General features: G+C 58.8%; 15 protein-coding genes and 10 pseudogenes. 7 read left to right on the forward strand and 18 right to left on the reverse strand.

Going from position 1 to position 25,506, the window contains the following annotated elements; genetic code table 11:
• The first annotated feature begins 87 nt into the window (after positions 1-87).
• Positions 88-489, forward strand: a complete 402-nt coding sequence (locus ACSKB8_RS02615) for a hypothetical protein (protein WP_438102310.1) — start codon at positions 88-90, stop codon at positions 487-489.
• 202 nt (positions 490-691) lie between these two features.
• On the opposite strand, the gene ACSKB8_RS02620 is transcribed toward ACSKB8_RS02615, so the two are convergent.
• The gene (locus ACSKB8_RS02620) at positions 692-1,024 is read right to left on the reverse strand and encodes a reverse transcriptase domain-containing protein (protein ID WP_438102312.1); all 333 of its coding nucleotides are present in this window, start codon (positions 1,022-1,024) and stop codon (positions 692-694) included.
• Positions 1,025-2,406: 1,382 nt separating this feature from the next.
• On the opposite strand from ACSKB8_RS02620, the gene ACSKB8_RS02625 reads away from it, so the two are divergent.
• Both ACSKB8_RS02625 and ACSKB8_RS02630 read left to right on the forward strand, forming a co-directional pair.
• Positions 2,407-3,081 (forward strand): CmcI family methyltransferase, encoded by a 675-nt coding sequence (locus ACSKB8_RS02625; RefSeq protein WP_438102313.1) that lies wholly within the window; start codon positions 2,407-2,409, stop codon positions 3,079-3,081.
• Between the two features lie 644 nt (positions 3,082-3,725).
• Positions 3,726-4,530, forward strand: a pseudogene (locus ACSKB8_RS02630) (TauD/TfdA dioxygenase family protein).
• Positions 4,531-4,783: 253 nt separating this feature from the next.
• Here the strand turns inward: ACSKB8_RS02630 and ACSKB8_RS02635 are convergent.
• From ACSKB8_RS02635 to ACSKB8_RS02670, 8 genes and pseudogenes are all read right to left on the reverse strand, one after another.
• A pseudogene (locus ACSKB8_RS02635) lies at positions 4,784-4,966 on the reverse strand (IS3 family transposase); the annotation flags it as partial.
• Positions 4,967-5,122: 156 nt separating this feature from the next.
• Positions 5,123-5,872: an IS4 family transposase gene (locus ACSKB8_RS02640; RefSeq protein ID WP_438102315.1), complete on the reverse strand. Its 750-nt coding sequence runs from the start codon at positions 5,870-5,872 to the stop codon at positions 5,123-5,125.
• 197 nt (positions 5,873-6,069) lie between these two features.
• A pseudogene (locus tag ACSKB8_RS02645) lies at positions 6,070-6,243 on the reverse strand (IS4 family transposase); the annotation flags it as partial.
• Positions 6,244-6,559: 316 nt separating this feature from the next.
• The gene (locus tag ACSKB8_RS02650; protein WP_438102317.1) at positions 6,560-7,636 is read right to left on the reverse strand and encodes an ABC transporter ATP-binding protein; all 1,077 of its coding nucleotides are present in this window, start codon (positions 7,634-7,636) and stop codon (positions 6,560-6,562) included.
• Positions 7,637-7,893: 257 nt separating this feature from the next.
• Positions 7,894-8,778, reverse strand: a complete 885-nt coding sequence (locus ACSKB8_RS02655; protein ID WP_438102319.1) for a carbohydrate ABC transporter permease — start codon at positions 8,776-8,778, stop codon at positions 7,894-7,896.
• A complete protein-coding gene (locus tag ACSKB8_RS02660; RefSeq protein WP_438102321.1) occupies positions 8,771-9,667 on the reverse strand; it encodes a carbohydrate ABC transporter permease in 897 nt (298 codons plus the stop codon). The genes ACSKB8_RS02655 and ACSKB8_RS02660 overlap by 8 nt, the downstream gene beginning before the upstream one ends.
• 53 nt (positions 9,668-9,720) lie before the next feature.
• Positions 9,721-11,001: an ABC transporter substrate-binding protein gene (locus tag ACSKB8_RS02665; protein ID WP_438102322.1), complete on the reverse strand. Its 1,281-nt coding sequence runs from the start codon at positions 10,999-11,001 to the stop codon at positions 9,721-9,723.
• A gap of 190 nt (positions 11,002-11,191) precedes the next feature.
• Positions 11,192-12,616 (reverse strand): mandelate racemase/muconate lactonizing enzyme family protein, encoded by a 1,425-nt coding sequence (locus ACSKB8_RS02670; protein ID WP_438102324.1) that lies wholly within the window; start codon positions 12,614-12,616, stop codon positions 11,192-11,194.
• A 15-nt stretch (positions 12,617-12,631) separates the two neighbouring features.
• Here ACSKB8_RS02670 and ACSKB8_RS02675 point away from each other — a divergent pair.
• Both ACSKB8_RS02675 and ACSKB8_RS02680 read left to right on the forward strand, forming a co-directional pair.
• A pseudogene (locus tag ACSKB8_RS02675) lies at positions 12,632-13,332 on the forward strand (transposase); the annotation flags it as partial.
• Positions 13,333-13,536: 204 nt separating this feature from the next.
• Positions 13,537-14,091: pseudogene (locus ACSKB8_RS02680) on the forward strand (IS701 family transposase); the annotation flags it as partial.
• A 54-nt stretch (positions 14,092-14,145) separates the two neighbouring features.
• On the opposite strand, the pseudogene ACSKB8_RS02685 reads toward ACSKB8_RS02680, so the two are convergent.
• Positions 14,146-15,340, reverse strand: a pseudogene (locus ACSKB8_RS02685) (IS256 family transposase).
• 155 nt (positions 15,341-15,495) lie between these two features.
• On the opposite strand from ACSKB8_RS02685, the pseudogene ACSKB8_RS02690 reads away from it, so the two are divergent.
• Positions 15,496-16,310, forward strand: a pseudogene (locus ACSKB8_RS02690) (IS701 family transposase); the annotation flags it as partial.
• 98 nt (positions 16,311-16,408) lie between these two features.
• On the opposite strand, the gene ltrA reads toward ACSKB8_RS02690, so the two are convergent.
• From ltrA to ACSKB8_RS02705, 3 genes are all read right to left on the reverse strand, one after another.
• Positions 16,409-17,731 carry a group II intron reverse transcriptase/maturase gene (gene ltrA / locus ACSKB8_RS02695; RefSeq protein ID WP_438102326.1) on the reverse strand — a complete coding sequence of 441 codons (1,323 nt, stop codon included), beginning with the start codon at positions 17,729-17,731 and terminating at the stop codon, positions 16,409-16,411.
• A gap of 1,535 nt (positions 17,732-19,266) precedes the next feature.
• Positions 19,267-19,494: a hypothetical protein gene (locus tag ACSKB8_RS02700; RefSeq protein WP_438102328.1), complete on the reverse strand. Its 228-nt coding sequence runs from the start codon at positions 19,492-19,494 to the stop codon at positions 19,267-19,269.
• Positions 19,495-19,519: 25 nt separating this feature from the next.
• Positions 19,520-19,861, reverse strand: a complete 342-nt coding sequence (locus ACSKB8_RS02705; RefSeq protein ID WP_438102330.1) for a hypothetical protein — start codon at positions 19,859-19,861, stop codon at positions 19,520-19,522.
• A 390-nt stretch (positions 19,862-20,251) separates the two neighbouring features.
• On the opposite strand from ACSKB8_RS02705, the pseudogene ACSKB8_RS02710 reads away from it, so the two are divergent.
• A pseudogene (locus tag ACSKB8_RS02710) lies at positions 20,252-20,443 on the forward strand (IS3 family transposase); the annotation flags it as partial.
• 281 nt (positions 20,444-20,724) lie between these two features.
• On the opposite strand, the gene ACSKB8_RS02715 reads toward ACSKB8_RS02710, so the two are convergent.
• The 5 genes and pseudogenes from ACSKB8_RS02715 to ACSKB8_RS02735 all read right to left on the reverse strand — a co-directional run.
• Complete coding sequence (locus ACSKB8_RS02715; protein ID WP_438110356.1) at positions 20,725-21,576, reverse strand: NAD-dependent epimerase/dehydratase family protein; 852 nt, start codon at positions 21,574-21,576, stop codon at positions 20,725-20,727.
• A gap of 141 nt (positions 21,577-21,717) precedes the next feature.
• A pseudogene (locus tag ACSKB8_RS02720) lies at positions 21,718-21,989 on the reverse strand (SAM-dependent methyltransferase); the annotation flags it as partial.
• Between the two features lie 14 nt (positions 21,990-22,003).
• Entirely contained in the window at positions 22,004-22,474 is a 471-nt protein-coding gene (locus ACSKB8_RS02725) for a hypothetical protein (RefSeq protein ID WP_438102332.1), read from the reverse strand.
• A gap of 246 nt (positions 22,475-22,720) precedes the next feature.
• On the reverse strand, positions 22,721-23,272 hold the full coding sequence (locus ACSKB8_RS02730; protein ID WP_438102334.1) for a dTDP-4-dehydrorhamnose 3,5-epimerase family protein: 552 nt from the start codon (positions 23,270-23,272) through the stop codon (positions 22,721-22,723).
• Positions 23,273-23,749: 477 nt separating this feature from the next.
• Positions 23,750-24,013: pseudogene (locus tag ACSKB8_RS02735) on the reverse strand (IS256 family transposase); the annotation flags it as partial.
• Positions 24,014-25,506 lie beyond the last annotated feature (1,493 nt).

A 25,506-nucleotide genomic window follows, 5' to 3' on the forward strand; every position in this document is an offset into this window, starting at 1 on the left:
TCCCCCGCCCGATCTATACACTTTTACGGTTGTGTGGGCACGGACGGCTCGCGTCGGCCAGGCGGGCCGGTTTGCGAAAATCGCCCGGTGCGTCAGGATTTGCTGGACGACGTGGTATGGAAAGAGATCGCGCGTTTGCTCGAAGATCGAAGCCTCATTGAAGACGAGCTTGAGCGACGGCTCAAGGCGGCGCGCAACGTCGATCCCACACAGCGCCGAGAGGAAACCCTTCGCCGCGATCTTGCGCGCTTCAGGAAAAGCATCGAGCGTCTGCTCACGGCTTACCAGGAAAGTCTCCTCTCTCTTGAAGAGCTGCGCAATCGCATGCACGAGCTCCGCCGTCGCGAACAGGCTTGTCTGTTGGAGCTGCAAATAATCGAAGATCAATGGAAGGAGCACGAAGTTTGTCTCCGCCTCGCCGAATCCGTGACCAGCTTCCTCGACCGCCTGCGCTCGCCCGTCGGTATCCTCGATATAGCAGAGCGGTAACGCGTGTTGCGCCTTCTTGAAGGAAGTTCTCGTCGCGACGACAAGATCGTCATCCGCCGCTCAATTCCCCTGCCGCCCACCCCTCCGGGTGGAAAGGCGCCCGATACCACCGCCAGCTCCGCGAACTCTCCTCCGCCACAAAGTTATCTTTTGCATTCAGGGAGTCACCACGCCCCCTTGTAGGGTACCGCGGCTTGCTTGATTATCCTTCCATCCTTTTGCACGATCGGCGCTGGCTGCCATCTTTCAATGTTGAGCAGCGCCATGCGCACGTCACATGTTTCCGCACGGCCCGCAGCAGAAGCTCGTGGTCGATATTGTCGAACAGTCCCTTGATGTTGAACTCCAGAACCCAATCGTACTTCCAGCACCGCTGTCGCGTTACACCTACGGCGTCGAGAGCGGATTTACCGGGTCTGTAGCCGTAAGAATCCGCCAGAAAGATTGCGTCGAGAGCCGGCTCAATATATTTGACAGCCGTCTGTGCCAACGCGGTCTGCCGCAGTGGGCATCCCGAGGATCCTTTGGCCCCCACTCTTCTTTGGAATGGAGGCGGCGCGAACAGGCGGCGGGAAGTAAGCGCCTACGCTCATTCGTTTCTAGGTCTTGTAGAGATTGCTCTTCAAGTGCGAACTCGAACTGCTCAATCGTCACGCCGTCGACCCCGGCTGCGCCACTATTGGATCGCATCTGCAGATATGTTTCGTGCACCTCTCTCTTGCCGATGTTGAACGGCTTGCTCGGCTGATTTACTGTCGAGCGCAATGGGCGAAGCGTCACCGGTCTTCCGACTGGGAGACTATGTCTGCATTAATGTTTCACATCTATGACTTGTCCGCGAAGTCAAAGCTTCTGTGCCGGAGCGGCCAATCTGAAAGCGCTCATGCTCTGCAGCACAGCATGCCAGATCACTTTCCTAGATCCGCTCGGCGTCCCGGAGGACCAAACGACGACTCAGCGAACGCGGCGCAGCGCCTGTTGCACTTGCAACGACATCGGGGCGGCGCCTTTTGTGATGTCAATGCGACCTGTCGTAGGCACACCCGAACTCCCGTGGCCATTGGAACGTCGATACTCGGCGAAACGCCTCAACGTCGCCGCCCGCATCATCGATGATGCGCCGCCTGCCGATCAACTTGATGTCTATCCGGTCCTAAGCCGATTGTACTATCGCGCACGCGATGAAGCCGCCATCGATACCGAGGCCCATCTTCGGCTGCAACTGCCCTGGCAAACTCAGCCTCCGATTTGATCCGGGTCGCCGCGAAAGCTCTTCGCCAAGTCTCAGCAGAAGACGCGACAGGCCATGTCGCGGAGCCGTCGCCGCAACCAGACGCGGCTCGGACATGCTTTCCAAAATAATCCCATCCTTCTCCTGCTCGGACCAACGACGCCCCTGTTCCTATCTCAACGACTTCAAGTCGATTCAGCGCAGTGATCGCATGGCTATCCATACGTACAATTCTCAATCACCAGAAGAACTTACCGCAACGTGTGTCTGCTCCGGAGGCTTACCCAACGACATTCACCAAAACAAGTTAACGAGATCGCGGTAATGGCAGATCACATCGTAAGCAAAGGTTCGAAGTTGGACGAGAGATGCCAGTGTCATTTTCATGTCGGTTTTTATGTCTGCTTGGTGACCCACCATGTCGTGAACACAGCATTGCGGTGTTCGGCTCATGCTGGGACACATATGAGGTGTTTCCGCTCGTTGAGCATTCCACAATTGGCACGCCGGTTGCTTGGATGCCGGTTGCTTGGATAAGGAGCAAACAGGGCTGAGACCAAAACCTTTGCGAGACAATGATCACGGAGCAAGGAGGCAGACTATGAAACTCGATTTCGGATACAAAGCCTTTTGGCAGGCGGCCCAAAAGAACTATCCCGATCAAATAAGGTCGGGAGGCTCTTGATATGCCCATCGAAATAAGCAGCGTCCTGAATGCTGACCATTCTGACCGCTTTGCAAAGCCATCGGTACGAGGATGGAGGTGGTCCATTGATCCAAAAATGTTTCCGGACCGCTCCACGAAGCTTGGAGCACTCGCGCTGACGTACAAAGGGCTGATGCTTGTAAAGACACCGTTTGATCTGGCGCTATACTCTAGACTCATTTGGGAGCTTCAGCCGAGGACAATTCTAGAACTCGGCTCTCTCCAAGGTGGTAGCGGACTTTGGTTTGCGGATCACATGTCAGTGCTCTGCGAGCATCCAGGTGAAGTCCACTCCTTCGATCTGCACACCAAATGTATTCACGACAGCGCAAACCACCCATCTCTTACGTTTCATCGGGTTGATCTATCGGACATTTCTACGCTGGATGCACACTTGCTGATGAGGCTACCTCATCCCTGGCTTGCGATCGATGACGCGCACGTACAGGTATTTTCGGTATTCTCTTATCTGAACCAGTTTTTAACATCAGGGGATTACTACGTAATTGAAGATCATCCCATGAGCGCGGATAGAGAGATTATCGATGGCTTGCAGTTGGTTGAGCAAGCAGGTTTTCTAATCGATACGTATTATACTGATGCGTTTGGAAAGAATGTTACTTGTGCTCCGAATGCGTGGCTTCGCAAGTTTTAGACGTGATCGAAAGAGATTCCAGCTTGAGGCCGTCGCGCGAGCCGATGATCGTCATTGGCCGCCGACTGCAATCTATTCGTCGAATTTGCCATCTGAGGTCTTTCGGTTCAGAGAGTTATGAGCCATTCCACTCACTGCGCGCTACTGGGCGGGATCGAGGCTGAGATGCAGATGACTGATTCGGTCTCGGTAATCACAGGAAAGTTTCGCGTACACTGAATGGCGGACGATGACGAGGACGCACTGCGGACAGCTCTCTGTATGTGGAAAGGAATGCGGTTGACGCACGCGTTCCTAGATGCCCTGCGGCAGCCGACCGAAGTCGGGAACAGAATGGATATGCGGGCGCAAGGGTATGCGCTCCTACGGAAAGGAGCCAGCGCTCGGACCTGCAATTGTTGTGTGCGGGTCAATACAGCTTGACGCTTTGCAGCACGAGCTTCCACTGCCTGCGCCGAGCCATTTCCTTTTAAAGATGAACGGCTCGCGGCGATCTTCGTGAATGGCGGAGTTCTTGCTTGCTCAGTCGGCGCAACGAAACCCAGCAACATCCGCGGCGCCTCGGCGCTTCGTACAAACCGCAATATCGGAGAATATTCCATGAATGAAACGATTCGTAGCGATTTGGTCAAACGCGGGCGCGCATAGGTGCTGAAATCAGGAACATCAAGCTGTCGGCGATTTGCCGGACCAAATCATCGCCGCGATTAATGCGCTGCTACTTGAACATAAGGTCATCTTCTTCTGCGATCAGGGCCACCTCGATGACGCGGAACATGAGCGCTTCGCTCTTCCGTTTCGGGAACCTTGTGTCGCTTCCGTCTTGGAGGCCGCCAAGGGAACGATGTCGATGCTTGAGCTTGATTCCGCACGCGGAGGTATCCGGGCTGACATGTGGCACATCGATGTGGCTTGCGTGGATGCCTATCCCAAGATTTTGGTTCTGCGAGACGTTACGATCCCAGAAGTTGGTGGCGATACCGTTTGGTCAAACACCGCGGCCGCGTATCTCGACCTGCCGTCACCGCTTCAGCGACTTGCCGACGATCTTTGGGCTGTTCACAGCAACGCATACGACTTCGCCGTAACTGCTCCGCCCCACCCAGGCGAATAAGGAGCTTTATGGCGAAATTCTTATCAAAAACATGTTCGAGACCGAACACGCCGTCGTACGTGCTCCACCCCGAGACCGGGGAACGCACGCTGGTGCTCGGCGACTACGTGAACTCGCTTCATTCGCCGGAAAACACCGTGCGTTGGAACTGGACACAGGGCGAAGTCGCTATGTGGGACAATCGCGCCACGATGCATTACGCGATCAAGGATTACGGCGAGAAGCGTCGCGTGGTTCGCCGTGCGGCCATCGCTGGCGAGGTGCCCGTCAGCGTCGACGGCCGGCGTAGTGTAATGCATGTCAAAGTCAGCAAGCAGGCGTCCTCGAATGTCTAGCACGTTTGCAAACTTTGCCGATCGATGTAGACTCATGGACTCCAGTTTGCGTTTGCATTCGCTGCAGGTAGACCGCCGTGCGATCAGGCGACGGGGCTTGATCTCGTGGCCGGTCTCCCACGAAACCTAACCCATCTCCTTACCAAAGAGTCGTTCCTCATGCTCAGAAACCTTGCGCGGATCTCATAAGCTGTACCCGCGCTAGCATCTTCGCCGTCGGTGATCTTCTCTCGAAGAAGTAGACGTGTAAGGGGGCTTTTAACTCCGTCTCGATCGGGGTGATATATTCCCACGAGGAATGGAGCCTTGTTCGGTTATAGAAGCCCTTGATGAAGTCGAAGATATCGCGCTGGGCCTCGGCGCGGGTATTGTAGTTGCGATGATGAACGAGCTCTGTCTTCAAGGTATGGAAGAAGCTCTCCATCCGGGCGTTGTCGGGCGATCTTGATCAGATAGTGCGAGAGCGTTTTCTGTCTTGCTTTTGGTTTGTCGTTGACGAGGCGATCGAGCACGCCGATTTCAGTCGCAGTCAACGCGAGGGTTGGCGGCGCGTCTGGGGCGTGCGCGGCGGCAATCAGGGTGAGACTCCCTCTCATCCTGATTGTCGCGCTATAGGGGCGGAACGGTTGAGCATCGTCATCCAGAAGACCCGCCAACTCAGGATGCAGAAGAGCGAGATCAGATTGGTCAGACGCTGGGCGGTCCTGAGCTTCGACTCCTCAGCTTTGCAGCCCGATTTGAGGATCTTGTGGAACACCTCGATCTTCCATCTCAAAGCATTCCATTCGAGTTTCTCAATGCCGTCGGTGCGGGAACCAACAGGCAGGTCGGTGATCAGCTTCCAATCGATCTTCTTTCTGTTTTTCGGCGTCCCGCGCTCTTCGGCATGGATCTCCGTCAGGGTCAGAGCGGGATAGCGCTTCTGCTTTCCGATCGGGGGCAGGACGCGAATCTTGCGATACCTGATCTCAAGAATGGCCTGGTCGGGATCGGCGTTGCTGTCTCTGACTTCGATGCGATGGAGCCCTTTAACGGCAACCTCGTCCATTGCGTCGGCGATCGTGTGATCCCCGTCTCCAGCCAAGCGGTCGAAGCAGGTCCTGATCAGGAAATGAGTTCCGATCTCCTGTGCTGCGCAGAAAAGATCGTAGATGTCACTCTCGCGATCACCAATATGGATGCATCGTCCCGGATGATCCAAGAGTTGCGTAGACTGCTTGAGATTTTCCAACCACCGGACGCTTTCCTTTTTCTCGATCGGAATCCGCGTCGGATTGATCTTCTTTTTAAGCGCTGCCTTCCCCTTGAATTTCTTCCGGGTCCAGAACTTAACGGCCGCCAACCTGATGCCAATCGCTTCTGACTTCTCGCGTTGATAGCTAACTCGGTTGTATCGTGCAGCACAAGAACGACACCTTCAGTGGCGGTGGCACGATCACGTGTCGATTGGAAATGGCCGGCCAGAATGTCCGCTTCGCTGACCCGGTCATTAGAGAAGAAGCGGTCGGCTGCCTTGGTATTCGCCCAATCCTGGCAGACGAGCGGAACGCTTTGTCCCATGGCGCTTCCAATCTGCGTGAGCAGTTTGCGGAATTTGTCGCCGAGCCACGCGTCCCTAAACTCGCATCCACTACTCTCTCGATCAATCCAACATTCACCTTCCAAGGACCGCAAACAGCCCTTTGCCGATCGATTCCTTATTGTCAGCCCCATAGAGCACCCCTCGCGAATCAGGTGCTCAGCAAGGAATCACAAGTGATTCTTTCGATTTAAGATTTCGCCGATCAGCGGATCAGCTCCAGTGTCAAAGTTATGGGTAATTGAAAGCCTCACCGGACGGTTACTGTTCGACGACATTGACGCAAGCGCAAATCGTGGGGAGATGAGCCGAACGGCTGGAGGTTGGGAAAGCCACGCTCAATGGGCGCTTCCGGGTTGTTCATTCGGGCCTGGTTGGGGAGAGCGGCGGAGGCACATCCTGCTCGCCACGCCACGGTCGATATCTTGGGAGGCCGGCAGAGTCGGCTCGTCAAAGCGCTCGGCCATCCTCGCCGAAGATGTGACAGCGCGTTGGGTCGAGATGCACAGGGATGACGCAACCGGGGGCAATGTTTTGTTGGCCGCCGAGCGATATAGTGAGCGCCTGGCCGTCGGCCATGGTGGTGTAGAGGAGCGTTTCACCGCCGAGCTGTTCCACGAGTTCGACGCGGACGTCAGCGAGGCGGGTTCCGCCAACACCGGCGAATAGGTGCTCGGGGCGGACGCCGACCGTGAGGGGCGAGCCTTCGCTCCCGCCAACGGGGCGGGACAGGTGGATCGCCTCATCGGCCACGTTGATCGTTGCCGCACTTCCAGTCGGGTTGCGGAGTGTCGCGTTCAGGAAGTTCATCTTAGGACTGCCGATGAAGCCGGCGACGAAACGGTTGGCCGGATTGTTGTAGAGATCAAGAGGCGTGCCGACCTGTTCCACAAGGCCGGCATGCAGGACGACGATCTTGTCGGCCATGGTCATGGCTTCGACCTGATCGTGGGTCACGTAGATCATGGTACTGCCTAGGCCATGGTGGAGGTTCGCGATTTCGAGACGCATTTGGACGCGAAGTTCGGCGTCGAGGTTCGACAGTGGCTCGTCGAACAAGAAGATGCGCGGCTCGCGCACGATGGCGCGGCCGATCGCAACGCGCTGGCGCTGGCCGCCTGAGAGTTGCTTGGGCTTGCGGTCTAGGAGCGGGCGGATTTGCAGGATATCGGCGGCCTGCTCAACGCGCTCTTTGACTTCGGCGTTCTTGAAACCTGCCGTTTCCAAGCCGAAGGCGAGGTTCTTGTAGACCGTCATATGGGGATAAAGCGCATAGGACTGGAACACCATGGCAATGCCCCGTTTGGCGGCGGGCACGTCGTTCAAGCGCTCCCCGTCGATCACGAGCGCTCCGCCAGTGATGTGCTCAAGTCCGGCGATCATGCGCAGAAGTGTAGACTTGCCGCAGCCCGAGGGACCGACAAAGACCACGAATTCTCCAGGTTGGATAACAAGGTCAACGCCACGAATAACGTCGAACGCGCCGTAGCGTTTCACGACGTTCTGAAGAACAACGCTCGCCGCCATTATTCATCCTTCTAATATCTGTCTATTCGTTATCTGTTGCTGACTTAGTCCGGACACGAACGGGCTGCCGTCCGCGCCCGTGCTGTCCTGATGGTTTTCGTTCGCACGCCCGATATTGTTTTTAGTTGGCCGTCAAGTCACGTGCGCACCTCCTATATCGCCACCGCGACTAGGGCACGGCCGATTTCAGCTTGGACGCGGTTGAGTTCGGCGTCACGAAGCGGAGCATCTCTATTCCTTCCCCTAGTCGAAATTGATCAGCGCTTCATTCCGGTCGTGGCGATGCCTTCGATCAGCAGCCTCTGAAAGAACAGGAAAAAGAAGAAGATTGGGACTAGGGACAGGATGGACATGGCGAACAGGCCGCTCCAGTCGGAATTGCTGGTGGAATCCACGAGGAAGCTGAGGCCGAGCTGGACGGTGTAGGCCTGCATGTCGTTGAGATAGATCAGCGGACCGAAGAAGTCATCCCAGGTCCACAGGAAGGAGAATATTGCGGCTGTGGCGAGCGCGGACCGCGACAGCGGCAACATGATCGCCCAATAGATTCGCCAAGGGCTGCAACCGTCCATCATAGCCGCTTCGTCGAGCTCGCGCGGAATGCCGCGGAAGAACTGCACCATCAGGAATATCAAGAAGGCGTCGACTGCCAGGAACTTCGGCACGACTAGCGGCAGGATCCTGTCTACCCAGCCGAGATTGAGGAACAGGACATATCGCGGGATCAGCAGGACATGATAGGGCAGCATCAGCGTGCCCAGCATGATTGCGAACCAGAAGTTCCGGCCCCAAAACCGCAGGCGCGCGAAGGCGTAGGCCGCAAGCGAGCACGAGACGACGTTGCCGACGACGGTGAACAGAGAAATGACGAGCGAATTCCAGAAGAACTGGCCGAAACTCACGCGCAGACCGAACCAGCCGCGCGGATAAGCCTCGATGCTTAGCTGGCTTGGGATTAGCGAAGCCGAGCCGAAGATCTCCGATTCCGGCTTCAACGAGCCGAACAACATCCACAGGATCGGATAGAGCATTAGGATCGATGCGCCGATGAGCAGCGCATGGACTGCTGCCGACGACAGAACTCTACGGCGTCCTTCGCCCACGATGTCGAATTCTGGGGCAGCGTTTGCGACATTAGTCATCGTAATGTACCCAATACCGCGCTGAGAGGAAGGAGAAGGCCGTGAAGATGGCCACGATCACCACTAGGATCCAGGCAAGGGCCGAGGCGTAGCCCATGCGGAAGAAGCCGAAGGCCTCCTGGTAGAGATAGAGCGTGTAGAATAGTGTCGAGTCGATCGGCCCGCCGGTGCCGCCCGAGATAATGTAGGCCGGGGTGAACGCCTTGAAGGCTTCGATCGTCTGCACTACCGCATTAAAGAAGACGACGGGCGTCAAGAGCGGTAGCGTGATCTTCCACAACTGCCGCCACTTCGACGCTCCATCCAGGCTCGCCGCTTCGTACATGTCCTGCGGAATCTGCCTCAAGCCCGCGAGGAAGATGATCATGGGTGAGCCGAACTGCCACATCGACAGGATGATAAGCGTATAGATCGAGTAGTCTGGGTTCGAGATCCAGCTGGGTCCTTCAATCCCGAAATAGGCTAGGACGCTATTGACGAGGCCGTCGCCGGCAAAGAGCTGCCGCCACAGGACGGCGATCGCCACGCTCGTGCCGAGGAGCGAAGGCAGATAGAAGATGGAGCGGTAGAGCGGCAGGCCGCGAATGCCCTTGTTGAGCAGTATGGCGACGGCGAGTGCGAAGGCGAGTTTCAACGGCACCGAGAAGATCACGTAGAAAAAGGTAACGCGCATCGCGGCGACGAATTTGGGGTCCGCCGTTGCGATACGCACGTAGTTGGCCGCGCCTACCCAATCCGGCGCCTGCATCAGGTCGAAATCGGTGAACGACAGGTAGAGCGAGGCGAGCGCCGGACCGAACGTCAGCCCGAAGAAGCCGATGATCCATGGCGCCAGGAAGAGATAACCCGCCCTGTTCTGGCTGAAGGCCGAGCCCGCATGGCGAGACACCGCCCGGGCCTCTCCGCGGGAGGAGAATCTGAGAGAGTTTTCCACGGCGTCCATTAGGATCTATTTCTCGAGAGGATCGCACGTGCTTCGGCGACGAACTGCTTACCGCCGTCCTCTGGCGTCAAGGCTTCAAAGGCAACCCGCTGACTTATGTGAAGCCAAAGGTTGTCGACCTCGCCGGTGCCCGGCGGAGGCGACGGAGGCATCTGTCGAAGCAAGTTGCCGAGCGAGTCGTTATATTCGAGGATCATGTGGTCGATGTCGTTGAGAAACGGCTTCAGTTCCTTCCGTATCGTCAGTGAGACTGGCACGCCGCGCTCGGTGCCCTGGACCTTCCAGGATTCAATGTCGTTGAGGAAGAAGTCGACTAGCTTGACGCAGTCCTCGGCGGCCTTTGTGGTGCTGGACACGCTGAGGGCAATGTTCGGCCTCAGGTAGTGACTCGGCTTGGCATCGGCGCTGGCACGCGGGTAGGCGACTGGGACAAGCTTCTCCTTGCTCAGTTTTTGATAGCCGGGCAGCAGGTGAGAGTAGGAATAGACGACCGCGGCCTTGCCGAGCGCCAGCATGCTTGTGTCGGTAGTGCCCTGATCGAGCGCCTGGACGTCGGCCGGCACGCAGGCACCGCTTCGCCGCATCTTGGCCCAGAGACGGAACCATTCCGCCACATCGCTCTCGTCGATGGCGAGCTTGCCGTCGGCCGTGAAGCGCTCCTTTCCGCGCCCGAGGAGCCAGTTCTCAAAGAACCCCATGGAGCCGCCGCCGTCGGGCGCCCCCCAAAAGCGTTTGCGCTTGGTATCCTTGGACAGCTTCTCCGCGCGCTCGGCAAACTCGTCGAGCGTCATTCCGTTCGATGGCGGCTTCAGGCCCACCTCCTCCCAGGCGGCCGCGTTGACAAACATGGCCCGCACCGCGGTGGAGAGAGTCATGCCATAAAGCTTGCCGTCGACGCGACCAGAATCCACGCTAGGCCGGTCCACATCTTCAATATGGAGACTCTTGCCGAGATAGTCATCGAGGGCGAGGAGCGCGCCACGGCGCCCATATTCGGCGATTTGTGGATAATCCATCTGGATTATGTCAGGCGCGTTGCGTCCCGCTGTCTGGGTCGCAAGACGCGTCCAATAGCCTGCCCACCCGATAGTCTGGCCGTCGACCTGTACGGTCTTGTTCTTTGAGGAATAAAGATTGAGCGCCTTGAAGGTGTGGTCGGCTCGCTCCTGCGAGCCCCACCATACCATGCGCAGGCGCGTCGACTGGGCGACTGCCGAACCACATCCTAGCGCGCCCAAAGACAATCCGCCAGCAAGAAAACGCCTCCTATGGATGACCAAGTGCTCCTCCCTAATTTTGACAGCCCGATCCCCTCAATTAACAAGACCAGCAGTTGCGCCAGGGCGTTGTCGACATCCGGCGGCAGGGCGATTGCCGAGGGAACGGCGACGAGGCGCTTCGGTGGCTCCGTTGTTTCACCGATCCAAGGTGTCAACAGCGGTTGCGATCTCCTCCGTCGCGTCGTGCTGGCTACAGCTGCGCAACCGCATATTTCCTGAGAACAGTGTCGTTGATAGTCACCCCGAGCCCAGGCCCCGTGGGAACTGCGATGGTACCGTCCTTGCCGGGCTCGAGTGGCACGTCGAGCAGATCGTCTCGGATTGGGTTCTCGGCCAAGTCGCATTCGAGCGGCGCTGTGGGGAATGCCGTCTGCCGTTCGGTCCAGTCGGGACGGCTTGCGAGCAGGTGAAGCGTGGCGACACGTGCCAGCTCGCCATCGAAACAGTGAGGGATGGTTTTGACGCCATTGGCGTCGGCAATGCGCCAGAAGCGACCCACTCGCTCGAGGCCGCCATGACCGGCCACATCAGGATTTATGATCTCCAACTCTCTGCGGGCGATAAGGTCGTCGAGCAGGTCGGCGGGGACCGATTCGCCGCCGGAGACCGGCACGTCGATGGAGTTGCGCAGCTCGCGATAAGCCCGCATGTTGGAGCGCGGCAGCGGCTCCTCGAACCAAGCCACGCGCTCGGGGTGATTGAGGGAGCGGATGAACCGCCGTGCAGTCGCAAGATCCATCGACCTGTTGGCGTCGATGGGAAAGACGGTCGGCGCCGGGATCGCATCCATCAGAGCATTGACCCAAGCGATGTCGGTCGCAACGTCGTGATAGCCGACGCGGAGCTTCACGGCGATGTGGCCGCGGGCCACCGCATCTTCGGTTTCGGCGATCACAGCGCCAACAATGTCCTCGGCTTCGCTCGCATTTAACAGAGCGCCATAGGCAGGTTGGGCAGTGCGGTAGGCTCCTCCGAGCAGCGCGCAGATGGGCAGGCCGGCGATTTTTCCCTTGAGATCCCAGAGCGCGATGTCGACGCCTCCGGCGAGCGGCATGTCAAAGGCAGCGATGCGATCCACCAGCCGATTGGACTCCAGGCAGCTGGCACCGACGAGAATCTCGGCGGCATCGCGCCAGTGCTGTTCGAGCACGCGATAACCGAAAGTCTCGCCCCAACCAACTGCACCGTCGGATGTCTCGATCCGGACGAAGACCGAAGAGCGCTGCGATTTCAGGCCAGTCGCGGCACCCTGGCGCCGCCTCAGAGTGCAGCGCAGGTACCAGAAGCCAACCCGGGCGATTTTCATGCCATCATCTCTTGTATGCAGCTTCCCGAACGACAGCTGATAGATTGAACCAGTGGACGTTGCCGTGCATGACCATTCCACACCTCGCATGGTCACGTGAACAAGTGCAATCTTTGTACGAAGCGCACCAATGTGTGCGCCCCCCGGCAAGTGTGCTTTAATCGTGACATAACGGTACGCTTCGTGCACCAGCTGGTAAGAACGCACGGTCCGTACGTTGAGCTGCGCCTTCGAGATGACTGAATGCAACTGTACGGAAATGACCTCGCCCCTTTGGCCTAATCCAGTTTGAAGTTCGTTCTGGCCCACGACAAGGACCAGAGCATGAAGCGCAGCTGCTTTTCGGAAGAGCAGATCATCGCGATATTGAGGGAGCATGAGGCCGGCGTTTCGGTCGCCGACCTGTGCCGCAAGCATGGCGTCAGCGACGCCAGCATCTACAAATGGAAGGCCAAGTTCGGCGGCTGGAGGTCTCGGAGACCAAGCGGCTGAAGACAGCCGCGGAAGATAGCAACTCTCATGAGGGCAATCGCCCGGGAGCGCCGTCGCTTCGGCTATCGGCGCCTGCACGTTCTGCTCAGCGGGAGGACTATGTGATCAACCACAAGAAGCTGTTCCGGCTCTATCGGGAAGAGAGGCTTGCGGTGCGCCGCCGTGGCGGCCGCACGGGGCGATCGGGACCCGGTCGCCGATGACGGCGGCGACGGCGCCGAACGACCGCGGTAGCTCGACTTCGTGTCGGATCAGCTCACCGATGGCCGCCGCTTCCGTATCCTCACCGTCGTCGATGATTACACCCGCCAGTGCCTGGCGCTGGTAGCCAACACCTCGCTCTCCGGCACCCCAGTGGCGCGGGAACTGGACCGGCGGGTGATGGAACGCGGCAGGCCGAAGATGGTCGTCAGCGACAACGGCAGCGAGCTCACCAGCAAGCCTTCCTGAACATGGGCCGATCAGAGCCGTGTGAAGCATGGCACTACATCGCGCCGGGCAAGCCCATGCAGAATGCCTTCATCGAGAGCTTCATGTATAGACGGCCCCGCGGATGCTCATGTGACGGGACGGTTGTGACATGGTGATAGACTTGTTCGCACAGCTCTGCAGGTCGTTGAGTACCACAATGGCGAGTACCCCGATCAAGACGCGCGAAGCAAGCATAACGTCTTAGCACTACTTTGGCAGATTGTCGGTTTTGCTGTGCTTTATAGGATTCCCGAATCAATTTTTCAATGATTCATGGGTGGTCGGCTCTTGGAGGGCTGACCATGGCGGGATGGGAAGACGAACTTGAACGCTGGCTGATGCCGTTTTTGGACCGGCTGGGCCATAAGACTCGGCAGCGGATGTGTCCTCTGTATGTTGCGGGACTGATCGGTCCTGGCGATCGCAAGAGTGTTCAGCCGATGGCGGAGCGCCTTGCCTCGGGCAACTATGATCAGCTGCACCATTTCATTGCGGACGGTGTCTGGGACGCGACGCCGCTGGAGACAGAGCTGCTCAATCAGGCGGACCGACTTGTCGGCGGCAGGGATGCGGTGCTGGTTATTGATGACACCTCACTGCCGAAGAAGGGTGAACGCTCGGTTGGTGTTGCGGCTCAATACGCGTCGGCTCTCGGCAAAACGGCAAATTGCCAAACGCTGGTGTCTTTGACGCTTGCGCGCGGCGAAGTGCCAGTGATGGTCGCGTTACGTCTCTTTCTGCCTGACAGTTGGACAAGCGACGTGTCTCGTTTGAAACGCGCTCGCGTGCCAGTCGAACACCGAACGCCCGATCGTGTCCCGTGGCGTGGTGTAGGTGAGTGCGGGTCACCGCGTCGCCGGCATGGGCCGGATTGGTCAGGTGGCGATTGCCGGGAAGCTGACGGCGGGATCATCGCCTAACGGCGCGATCGTTTCCAGTGTCATGTAGCGGCCGCGCTGGACCGCCCACTCGTCGTTCTGTTCGAGCAGGATGGCGCCGACCAGACGGGTAATGGCGTCCTCATTGGGGAAGATGCCGACCACTTCGGTTCGCCGCTTGATCTCGCCGTTGACGCGTTCGAGCGGATTGGTCGAGTGCAGCTTGGCGCGGTGCGCGGCCGGGAAACTCGATATAGGCCAGCACGTCGGTCTCGGCCTCGTCGAGGAACGCCGCGAGCTTTGGCAATTTGGGACGCAGTTGGTCGGCGATGCGCCGCCATTGCGCCCGTGCCGCCTCGGCGTCGTCCTGGGCGAAGGCGGTGGCAATGAAGGCGGAGACCACGCGCCGCCCGCTCTTGCCGGCATGTGCCAGCGCGTTGCGCATGAAGTGAACACGGCAGCGCTGCCAGGTGGCGTTGAGGACCTTTCCGACCGTAGCTTTGATCCCCTCATGGGCGTCGGACACGACCAGCTTGACACCGCGCAGGCCCCGGCGGGCAAGCTTGCGCAGGAACGCGGTCCAGAACGTCTCGGCCTCGGACGGACCGATGTCCATGCCGAGAACCTCGCGTCGGCCATCGCTGTTGACGCCCACCGCAATGATGACCGCGACCGAGACGATGCGCCCGTTCTGCCGTACCTTCACATAGGTGGCGTCGATCCACAGATAGGGCCAATCCCCTTCAATCGGCCGCTGCAGGAAAGCCTTCACCTTGTCGTCGATCTCGCCGCACAGCCGCGACACCTGGCTCTTGGAGATCCCCGTCATGCCCATCGCCTGCACCAGATCGTCCACCGAGCGGGTCGAGACCCCCTGGACGTAGGCCTCCTGCACCACGGCGGTGAGCGCCTTCTCAGCCATCCGTCGCGGTTCGAGGAAGCCCGGGAAGTAGGAGCCCTTGTGCAGTTTGGGGATGCGAAGCTCGACGGTGCCGGCGCGGGTCTCCCAGCTTCGGTAACCGTTGCGCTGGGCCAGCCGCTCCTGGTTCTTCTCGCCGTAGGCCGCCCCAGTCAGGCCCTCGACCTCGAGCTCCATGAGCCGGTGGGCGGCAAAGCCGATCATCTCGCGCAGAAGATCGGCGTCCGGGCTCTTCTCCACGAGCGCGCGCAGGTTCATCATGTCGTCGGTCATCGGTGGTTCCTCGAATCAGGTTGGTGTCGCAACCCAAACCTTACCGACGAATCATCGGTGACCACCCGCAAAGCCGCTCGCTCGCTACGGCGCTATGTGAGGCGCGCGTCGCGAGCGGCTTAGCTAATCAGCTACACCACTCCTTGGGACACGACCGAACGCCCCGGTCCAAGCCGGAGATTGCTTTGGCCGAGATTGACCGCGCGATGGCAGCCAACGTGCGCTTTGGATGTGTGCTGGCGGATGCAGGATACGGACTTAGCGCTCCGTTTCGACAAGGGCTGACAGAGCGCGGGCTGGCCTGGGCTGTCGGTATCCCTCGGCACCTGAAAGTGTATCCCGTCGATGTGAAGCTCACTTGGCCGATTACCAAAGTCCGCGGGAAACCACGAAAGCACCACGTGCCCGATATCTTATCGATTGCGGCAGAACAAATGCTGGCCAGCGCCAAATGGAAAGCCGTGAGTTGGCGCAGCGGGACGAAAGGTCGACTGAAAGCCCGATTTGCTGCTCTTCGTGTCCGCACCGCCGACGGCCCTCCTCAGCGGATTTGGGATAAGGGTCAGCAGCATCTCCCGGGCGACGAAGCTTGGCTCATTGGCGAGCAACGCGCCTCAGGGGAGAAGAAATACTATCTTGCCAATCTCCCTGCGGCGACGGATCTGCGCACACTAGCCGCCACCATCAAGGCAAGATGGATTTGTGAGCAGGCGCATCAGCAGTTGAAGGAGGAGCTTGGACTTGATCACTTCGAGGGGCGATCATGGCAAGGTCTTCATCGCCACGCCCTGATGACAATGATTGCCTACGCCTTCCTGCAACATCGTCGCCTCGCACACGCGGGGCGGAAAAAAAGAATCAACGGACCTCCGCCTCAGCCAACCATGCCCGCCGTACGTCACGCCATCGTCGATCTCATCCTTCGGCCGCCGTCTCAACGGTGTCCATACTGCCGAAAACAAATCCTTGAAAAACACTGGCGCAAACAGATTCTGTTTGCGGTAGGGACACCCATCACTGGGCGCCCCCCGCGCAGATCCCGGCGAGCCCAATTAAGGCACCGGGCTCCTACCTCGGGTGTTTGACGGCGAAGCGCAGCTTCGGCCATGGATGAAGGATGCGAGCCTTGGGGAGCCAGTCGTCGGTGATCTGCGTTATGCGATCCCAGGTCAGACAGTTCCGCTGACTGCGCCGCCGAAGCGTACGCCTCCAGAGGTCGGTCAGATAGAACCGAAACGCATTGAGCGCTCGGCCATTCGTCGGGACAGCAAAGTACGCAAAGTGGCCGGTCACGACCTGCCTGAGCCATCTCCCCTGTGCAGGGATCGGCCAGTGCATTCGGCGCCTCAGCTCCTTCTTGATCTCGCGGAGTTTGGTTCGCATGCGGTCGCTACGGGTCTTCCGTTGAAGCTGGAAGCGCCCTTGGCGTGATTTGCCGCAGATGAATGTGAACCCCATGAACGCAAAGGTTTCCGGCTTTCCGAGTCCGCGCTGCTTACGTTGAACCGCCGCATGGCGACCAAACTCAATCAGGCGGGTCTTGGCCGGATGGAGCGTCAGCTCGAACTCCTCCAGTCTCGCGCGCATCGCATCGAGGAAACGACGTGCGTCGTCCTCGCGCTCAAAGCCGACCACTACATCGTCCGCGTAACGCACGATGATCATGCCGCCGGAGGCCTCGCGTTGTCGCCAGCGCTTGGCCCACAGGTCGAGAGCGTAGTGCAGGTAGATGTTGCCGAGGAGCGGTGAAATCACCGAACCTTGACCCGTTCCCCTGTCATCAGCGGTTACGACGCCGTCTTCGAGAATACCTGCCTTCAGCCATTTCTGGATGAGGCGGATGATGCGCTTGTCGCCGATCCTATGTTCCAAGAAGCGCACCAGCCAAGATTGACTGACTGCGCCAAAGAAATTTTGGATGTCGGCGTCAACGATCCAGTTCACCTGCCGCGTCTCGATCGCTGTGCAGAGCGCGTCCAACGCATCATGTGGCCCTCTGCCGGGCCGAAACCCGTAGGAAAAGCCACAGAAGTCTCCTTCGTAGATGGCGTTGAGCACGATGACGGTGGCGCCCTGGACGATTTTGTCTTCGAGAGCCGCGATCGCTAACGGCCGCTGCTTGCCGTCTGCCTTTGGTATGTACGTCCGGCGAGACGGTTGCGGGCGGTACGTTCCTCGTTGGACCCGTTTGTGCAGATCGGCGAGCTGGGGCTCGAGATCTTCCTCGTAGTCCTGCCACGTCATGCCATCCACTCCGGGAGCGGCCCTGCGCCTGAGCGCAAAGAACGCCGCCCGCAGTGTATCGACATTGATGTGGTGAAGGAGCGCGGTGAACCGGTCCTTCTTCCTCAGCCTTGCGGCTGTCCGTACGCGGTCCAGCGACTGGGTCATGCGAGCCCGGCCCTGTGTCCGGTGTATGCGCTGCTGTTCCGCGTTTCCCTTGGTCCCCAGCCTTGGCTCCACCCACTCCGCCGCCGGTAATCCGGCTTTGTTCGTCGGCTTCTCAGCTACTATGCCAGAGTCAGACTTCTCCGTGTCGTGCATCAGCGGCTACGGCTCCTCGCCTTCCCGCTGCGGACCATATCCTCGGAGGAGGAAATGGCCGACCCGGAGATATCCCGGTTCCCGTTACAAAGGAGCTTCCATGCATGCCAGGGTCTACGACCACGCCGGGCTGGACGGGTGCTCGCGCTTGCGCACTCGCCCATGTTGCCTTCCGCTCTTTGGACAGCGTCGACGCCCGGGATAACACTGTTTCGCGGCTCAATGGCTGGCCTGCATGCTCCCCTACCGACGCTTCGCCGACCCCCTCGCGGAGGCCTGCGCACGGCTCGGGGCCGATGTAGTTCGCTACACCTTCATCGCAATGGACTTTCACCATCTACTCCTTGCCGGTCTCCCGGCGCACCCAAAGTAGTGTTAGTTGCGGTAACCAACAGAGCGCAGAAGACGTGTCGCCGATGATCCGCCGTCGCGGCGTCCTCGTCTTGGACGAGCGCCTCAAGCGTTCCTCCGCATAGGATGGCGCATAGGCGTGGGGCGGTCATCACGTGTGGCCCCCCCGCAGAGCAGCCGTTTCGACTTCGAGCTCCTCCAGCATCCCGCCCGCCACTGCCTGGGCCCAGCCCATCTGGGACGCATCGGATCCACGCTCGCGCCTTTGGCCGGGAACAGCTTTGCCAAGCGCTGACGTCCTTCGATGCCGCCGGACTCCGCCAAGTGCAAGCCCGGCTGAAGGGCAGCCTCGAGGGACTCAGCCAGTGGATCGGGATCGTCGAGGGGTAGCGCCAAACTTGCCACGCCTGATAGGCCCACTCCTCCAGGACCTCAGGCGCCAGCGGCTGCACGAGCGGCGGAATGACCCGCACCGGCATTCGACCCGGCTGGCCCGGGCGAAGAACTCCGTCGCGTCGGCGCTCAAGAAGATAGGCTGGACCAGGACCAGCCCCGTGATTGCGCAGTCTCGCGTGGCGCCTTCCAGCTGATCCAGGGGCTGACGATGACGGTCTCTCGGCGAAAGGGCATGGACGTCGCAGTCGATCCTCAGCGCTCTCGCCGCAAAGCGCAGGGGCCCGAGCGCCCGCCAGGTCCCAGCTCACGCTCAAAAGCAGGTCCCCGATGGCGGCGCCTGGGCGTAGAGACTCTCCATTATCCGGTCAAGCACGCAGCGAGCGGTGTTCCGCTGCGCGTCGGGGTCGTGGCGCTTGACCTCCATGATGTCGCCGATAGGGGGAAGTCCTGAGGTCGAGTGCCCGCGCGCCGTTGCAAATACGGGCTCGCTATAGGTGCTCATTTGTTGCGGAAAAAATTGCCAGATCCAGATAAGAAGAGGATCTGGTGCTTTCGCCGTTGCACCTGGAAAGACGGGAGCTCCCAATTGCGATCACCTCGCTCGACAAATGCCCCGCGAGCGGAGGCCAGAACTGTTACATCAGCCGTGCGGATTCCGACGATCTCGCCCAGGCATACCGAGATGATGCCGCTTGGGATTCCTGCGCGTAGGTGAAGTTCGAGGCACCGAGGACGGCGACGAAGATCTGAGCATTGCGCCGCTTCCCGGTGACCCGATCGATGACCACGGGGATGATGTCGCCGGCATAGTCCACGAACAGCTTGTCGCCGGTCGCGTGGGCTTGGCAGATCGTTACCGACAAGCGGCCTTCCCAGGCACGGTAGAGCTCACAGACGGTAGCCGTCGGGCTCGGCGGCGATGTCTTCCTCCCACAGAATCGACAGCGTCACATGCTTGCGCTTGAGCTCGCGGTGTACTGTCGCGCAGTCGGGCGCGGCGCCGGTGGCACCGGCGACGGCAAACGGCCGGGCCTCTAGAACTGCATCCGTGACGCTCTTCGGTAACGGCCAGGTCAGGCATGCCGCCTCGAACCGGCGGATCATAGCCGGACCGTCGAGGGTGCAGCCCCGATCCGCCGCGCGATCTCGCAGATCGGCGATCCGGCCGGCTTCGATCTGATCACATCGCGCACACGGCGCGCAAGCCTCTCCGGCGGCATCCAGGTCCACTCCTTCGCAAAGCCGAAAAAGGTGCACCCATCAGAGCCAGAGGAGGTCTCCTCAACCCGGGCGACATCATCCCGGAATGATGGGCGAATCATCTCGGAACGGTGGGCGAGATCATTCCGAAATGGTGGCGACATCGAGCGGAATCCGCAGCCGAAGCGATAGTTGTCGTCCGTTGCGCCAATGCGAGGTGGTCTCGATTGCCACGTGGTCGCCGACCGCCACATATTCGCGGACGGCTCAGGCGTAAGGCCACACGATTTGGAAACACCGAACTTCAATAGCAATTCAGTTGGACGGCCTGTTTCTAATCGGGATAGCAGTCTGTATTCCTGCAAACCAAGCGCCAATGCCGGAGAAATTCAGCGTTGGCGCCCTTGCGCAGGCGCCCAAACAGATGGAGGCCACTCCCGCATCCTCGCCGTCCTCGACGATTGTACGCACGAGTCCCTGGCGCTAGTGGCCAACACCTTGCCTTGGGTGGCGCGGGAAATGGACCGGCTGGTGATTGAGCGTGGGAAGCCGAAGATGGTGGTCAGTGACAACGGCAGCGAACCGGCCAGCAACGCTATCCTGGCCTGGGCTGCGGACATTAAGGCGATCAACAGAAAGCGCGAATGGCTCTCGTTCAATTTAGCAAGCCAGGAGGGCCGGTTTTGCGACAGAAACTAAAGACGTGAATCGCTCAGCAATAGGCCATGACCTAACACACCAAGGACAAATTGGCTGCAGCGCTGCGCGAGGTCGGCCTCAGTGAGACGTTGAAGGAACATGAGGCTGGAGGGAAGACGGCCGACTTGGCTGCAAGCTGGACCTGTGTCGGACAGAACTGACGTGTCTCTGTTGGATGTACATGACTTTTGGTTCTAGGTACGGCTGCGGAGCGAGTCCAACTTGGCAGGCACGCCCCAAAACGCCATCGGTTCGTAATCCGGATAAGGATAGCGCCCACGGTTGAGCCGAATGCAACTAGCTCGCGCACGGCAGCGCTGGCGCACTAGCTCGAGTACCGAAATCGGACGCCCGCTGCTGCAATTGATCACCCCGCTGCATTGCGCCGAATTGGCAGCTGCTCGCACGAAATCAGCCGCCACCTCCTCAATCGGGAGATAATCCCGCAACTGATCACCATTTGACATGTCAAAAACATCATCCCCGCGGTCAATTGCGCAATCAAGCTGCGACAAAAGGCTGTTTGGATTTTGACCCTCGCCGTACATGTAGAAGAGCCGCATCCACTGCAGAGTGAAGGGATGATCCTTCTGCAGCAATTCGAGGCTCTTGCGCAGCGTATCTTTGGCGAAGCCATAGGGCGTATCGGGCCTTGTCTCCGTGTCTTCGGTCAAAGGTCCATACTGCATACCGTATTCAAAGCAAGTACCAGCGACCATCAACTGTCGTAAGCCGGTCGCAACGGCGGCTTCCAGAAAGGCAAGGTTAGCCGGTAAATTGCGGCCGATATGGAAGAAATTACGATAATTCGGCAAGCCGGACCACGCGAGGTGGACCAAGACGTCAGACTTTAGGCAGAGCTCTAGCGCCGGCTTGAAATCCATAGCAAGATCACAGGCGACGAAGTCGACTTGCGGGTACCACGGCATTGCCGCAGCGCGATCGGCGTTTCGCGCGACGGCAGCGAGGGAATGGCCCTCGCGTAAGAACCGAGTGATCACGTGCCGCCCGACAAAGCCGGTGGCGCCGGTCACCACGACCTTCATGACAGAACTTTCAGTTCGGGAATTCAATGACAAACCTGCCGCTCCACCACTTGACCTCCTCATGCCGCTGCATGACCCAGCCGACAGAACGAGGACCCAATCCGGCTTTCGCCTCGCGAGTTCTCTCCGATGAAGGCTCGGAATGTGGCTGCCATGCAAGCACTTCGCCGCGGCATCACAGATAAGGCCGATAAGGTCATCCTTCATCCCGGCATGATTCGTTAGGGTATGCCTTTGGCAGCGGCGCCGTAGGCGGCGACCGCCTTGCCGGCCCGTTTCTGTTCGATTAGAAAAGCGAGGAAGCGGTTCTTTACCTCGTCTGCCTTTGCTGAACGTCCGGTACAAACCGCGCCCCTGCACTCCAAACCGGCTTTCTTGGCCAGCATCGCTATGACGGCTCCTTCTTCCGTGATCGCCTCTGTGGCAGCTAAAGATCCGCCATGCGTCGGGAGCTTTCAAGATCGAAGACGCCTAGCCCGCCCTCAAAAGTACGGCTGACCGCTATCAGCAACAGATACGAGAAGTGTTCATGAGAGGCTGTGTCGAACCGGTTCTGCGCAATCCTGTTCTCGAGGTGCGGGAATTCCGAGTCCACAGCACGCCCCGAATTGAGCGCAATAATCAAGCGCAATATGAAGTCATTGATACCGGGCACATGAGCGTAGACGTTGTTGCCGCAGATCAGATCTACCCGCTGTCCGTTTTCGGCGAGCCTGACAGCGGCCGCGCCAACGAATCCGCGGAAGACCAATGAGCCGATTCGATCGGCAGCGTCGGCGGTGCTGGTACTCGGTTTGGTGCCCGGGGACGGTATGCCTATCGCTACAAAGTTCTTCGGGAGGTATCCGTCATTGGAGGCGACCTCGATGACAACACTGTCTTTGGTCAGATGCGGCATCTCAGTGACTTTTTCGCAATCGTTCTTAGGATGTTTCAACTAACCTTGCGGCGTCGAGAAGAAGTCGGTGTAACCATTTGGGAACAATTCGTCAGCGGCGCTGTAGTCTTCGCCTTGCCGAGCCACCATGACAAACAAATATCTTGGGCGGAACAGTCATTTCCCATACATCGAGTTCCGCTTCGTTGAAGGCGACGAGTGTTCAAGATCAAGGAACGTGCGCTCCAATGGTGTCATGATGGCACTTCATAACTCTAGTCCTTCAAAGTCCACGTCAAGAAGCGGATGATTCGAGTTCCGGGTGGACAAATCGATCGGCGGCAAAGGCCATACGACGCCTACCATCGGTTCGTCGAATCGAACGCTGCCCTCGTCGGGCGGCGAATAGAAAGCGGTGTGCAAATAAAGCACCTCCGAGTTCTCCTCCAATATCTGAAATCCGTGCGCGCACCCTTCGGCGATGATGAAGGAGCGACGGTTGTCCGGGGTGAGTTCGACTGCCGTCCACTTCAGGAACGTGGGCGAGTTCTTGCGTAGGTCAACTGCAACATCGAACACTCGCCCTCGCAGGCAACGAACTATCTTCATCTCGGCCATGGGTGGCTTTTGATAGTGCAGCCCACGGACGGCGCCGACCGAATGTGTGAGGGAGAGGTTAATTTGGACAATTCTCCGTGCGCCGATGATCTTCTGTTCCTCATTGGCGCAGAACAGGCGATGAAATGTGCCGCGGTGATCTGAATGCACGGTGCTTTCAGTAATCCAAATGCCAATGATATCAGCTTCGAATACCTTCATACTCCGCTGCCCTTTGACTAGCCCTAGTTCAAACATACTAAACCACTTGCTTCGTCGCTTGGGCAGCTGCCACATCAGATAGGGGCTAGCAGGCTCTTAAAGAGTGTGCCACGGTCTGGTTATTTAGTCGGCTTCATTTCCGCTGTGAAAGCAAATCCGACCTTCAGGAGTCCCGTCTGGGTGCAGCTCGGCCTATCCGTTGCCGGCCGCTTCGTCCATTTCGTCGTTGCCTGACCAGGTGAACTCCTACGCCGTCACCGTAACCCATGTGAAGGCAAACTCTTCGCCAGATCTGCTGAAGAGGATGGAGGCCGGGCCTCACGCCGGGAAAGTCGGTTTCATAGTCCATCTCAACGACGTGCAGCTTGCCCACAAGAGCTTAGGCAGCCGGATGAGATCATCGGAAGCTAGCGCTCTAATGAATGCGCCTTTTGCCTTCTCAAGAAGGGCTATGCGGGATTTTGTGTCACGAGGTGATCAGGCGCTGACCTTCGGCAACTGATTTGTGCCTTTGAGTCGTCGCCAGGTTTTTGATGCGGCCATGACCAGCTTGAGCACCATCAGCCTCGCAGTGGTCGGCGACAACGAGCCCTTGGTGCGCACCGTCGTGTGCCGTACGGTCGCGAACACGCTTTCGATGGGGTTGTCCGTGCGCAAGTGATCCCAATGCTCGGCAGGGAAGTCAAAGGCCAGCAGGGCGTCGCGATCCTTGACCGGGCATTCGACCGCCCGGCCGTATTTGCGGCGTCGCGAATATTCGCCCGCGCCACCTCGACCGGGCTGACGCCCGTCGCCGTGCCGCACGACACGGGCGCGTCCGTCGGCATTCATTGTGGCAAGAAAAGTCTCGACTTTCACCTCGACGGCCTGCGCCAGATGCTGCCGCGTCCCCGCGCGCGGACACTGGTTAGTGGATCGTCGATCTCGTCGGGCTGACGAAGCGGGACAATGTTGGTACTCTCATTCATGGCGTATTGCTCTCCTCGAGAGGTTCTGGCAGGCTTGGACACCCGCCTCGATACGGCGCCTATCTAAGGTGGTCATGACCACTTTCCCGCCTGGCTCTCAAGAACACGGAACCTGAGCTGGCCGGGACCTCCAAGGGATCTAATCCAGCCGAAGACGGACGCGCTGGCTGATCGCACCGCCGGGATGGCAGGTGGCATGTCGAACGATGCTGTCGCAGCGGGATGCAGTTACGACTGTAGTGCTCTTGATGGCAACATGCCGCGCTACGTTGCGCTCCTTGAGCGCCTCGTCAAAGTCAAGACGTCATAAGCTTTATTCGCGCACAACATGGTGCGCAGACCCGCACGGCGCTCATCGACCCACACCAGAACCACCTCACGCTCGGCAGTCCCTGTGGTATGGGTCACTTCACTCGCGGACGGCAAGGTCGTTGCGGCTCTCCATAATGGAGTGGTCCATATAGTGAGGTCGGCTCTGTTGACCATGCCTTTGTATCTCGATCGGTCGCTCCTTCGGCGCGCGAGCCAAACGTTTTGGAGAATAGCTATAAACGCCACGATGTCGCGGGCTTTGCATCACAAGAGCGCGGATTGGCAGATCGGATGTTGCCGCAGCGTCGACTTGGCGATCGCAACGACAAATGAAATCGTCCACTACTGACCGTCCCTGCCATCCGGCATTGGGCTCTGCAGCACGGCACTGAACTTCAACCGAAGAGCGCGAGCCACAAAGCCTGTTGCTCGCGACGCCGAAATCGGCATCGAGCTCGTGGCGCAAAATAAGAGCCGACCAAGGTCACTCGACGTCAGAAGATCGCTTACTCGACTTTGGCAAGTCCCAATCGGAAACGGCCCCGCCCAGCACGTTATGGATACTCAATTGAAATTCGTCGCTTTCTTGCGACGTGATTGGCAAAGCAAGAATTCCGCGTGCTACCATCCGGTATTGCAAACGTTTTGCCATCCGTTGATCGTGCGTATATTTCTAAACTTCTCGCTATCAACGACCAAACAACTTGTGATTGTTAGGATTAGTCGCGCCTCGTGCGCATCTAACTTGCACCACGGTCAACGACCAACGCTAGTAGTTGATCTAGATGACGGAAACATGCCACGTGTCGGTTGATGAACGTTGGCCTATCACACTCACTTGCAGGGGGTCGGCATGCAAGATTAACCCAATCTGCTGGCCAACGGCCCTGGTCGATGCGATGGCTCCTCACCCGAGAAGTGCTTTTAGCTCGCGATGCCGGCATCTCCAAATCT

This window comes from Bradyrhizobium sp. BR 1432, assembly GCF_051547705.1.
In the GTDB taxonomy this organism is placed as follows: Bacteria; Pseudomonadota; Alphaproteobacteria; order Rhizobiales; family Xanthobacteraceae; genus Bradyrhizobium; species Bradyrhizobium zhanjiangense.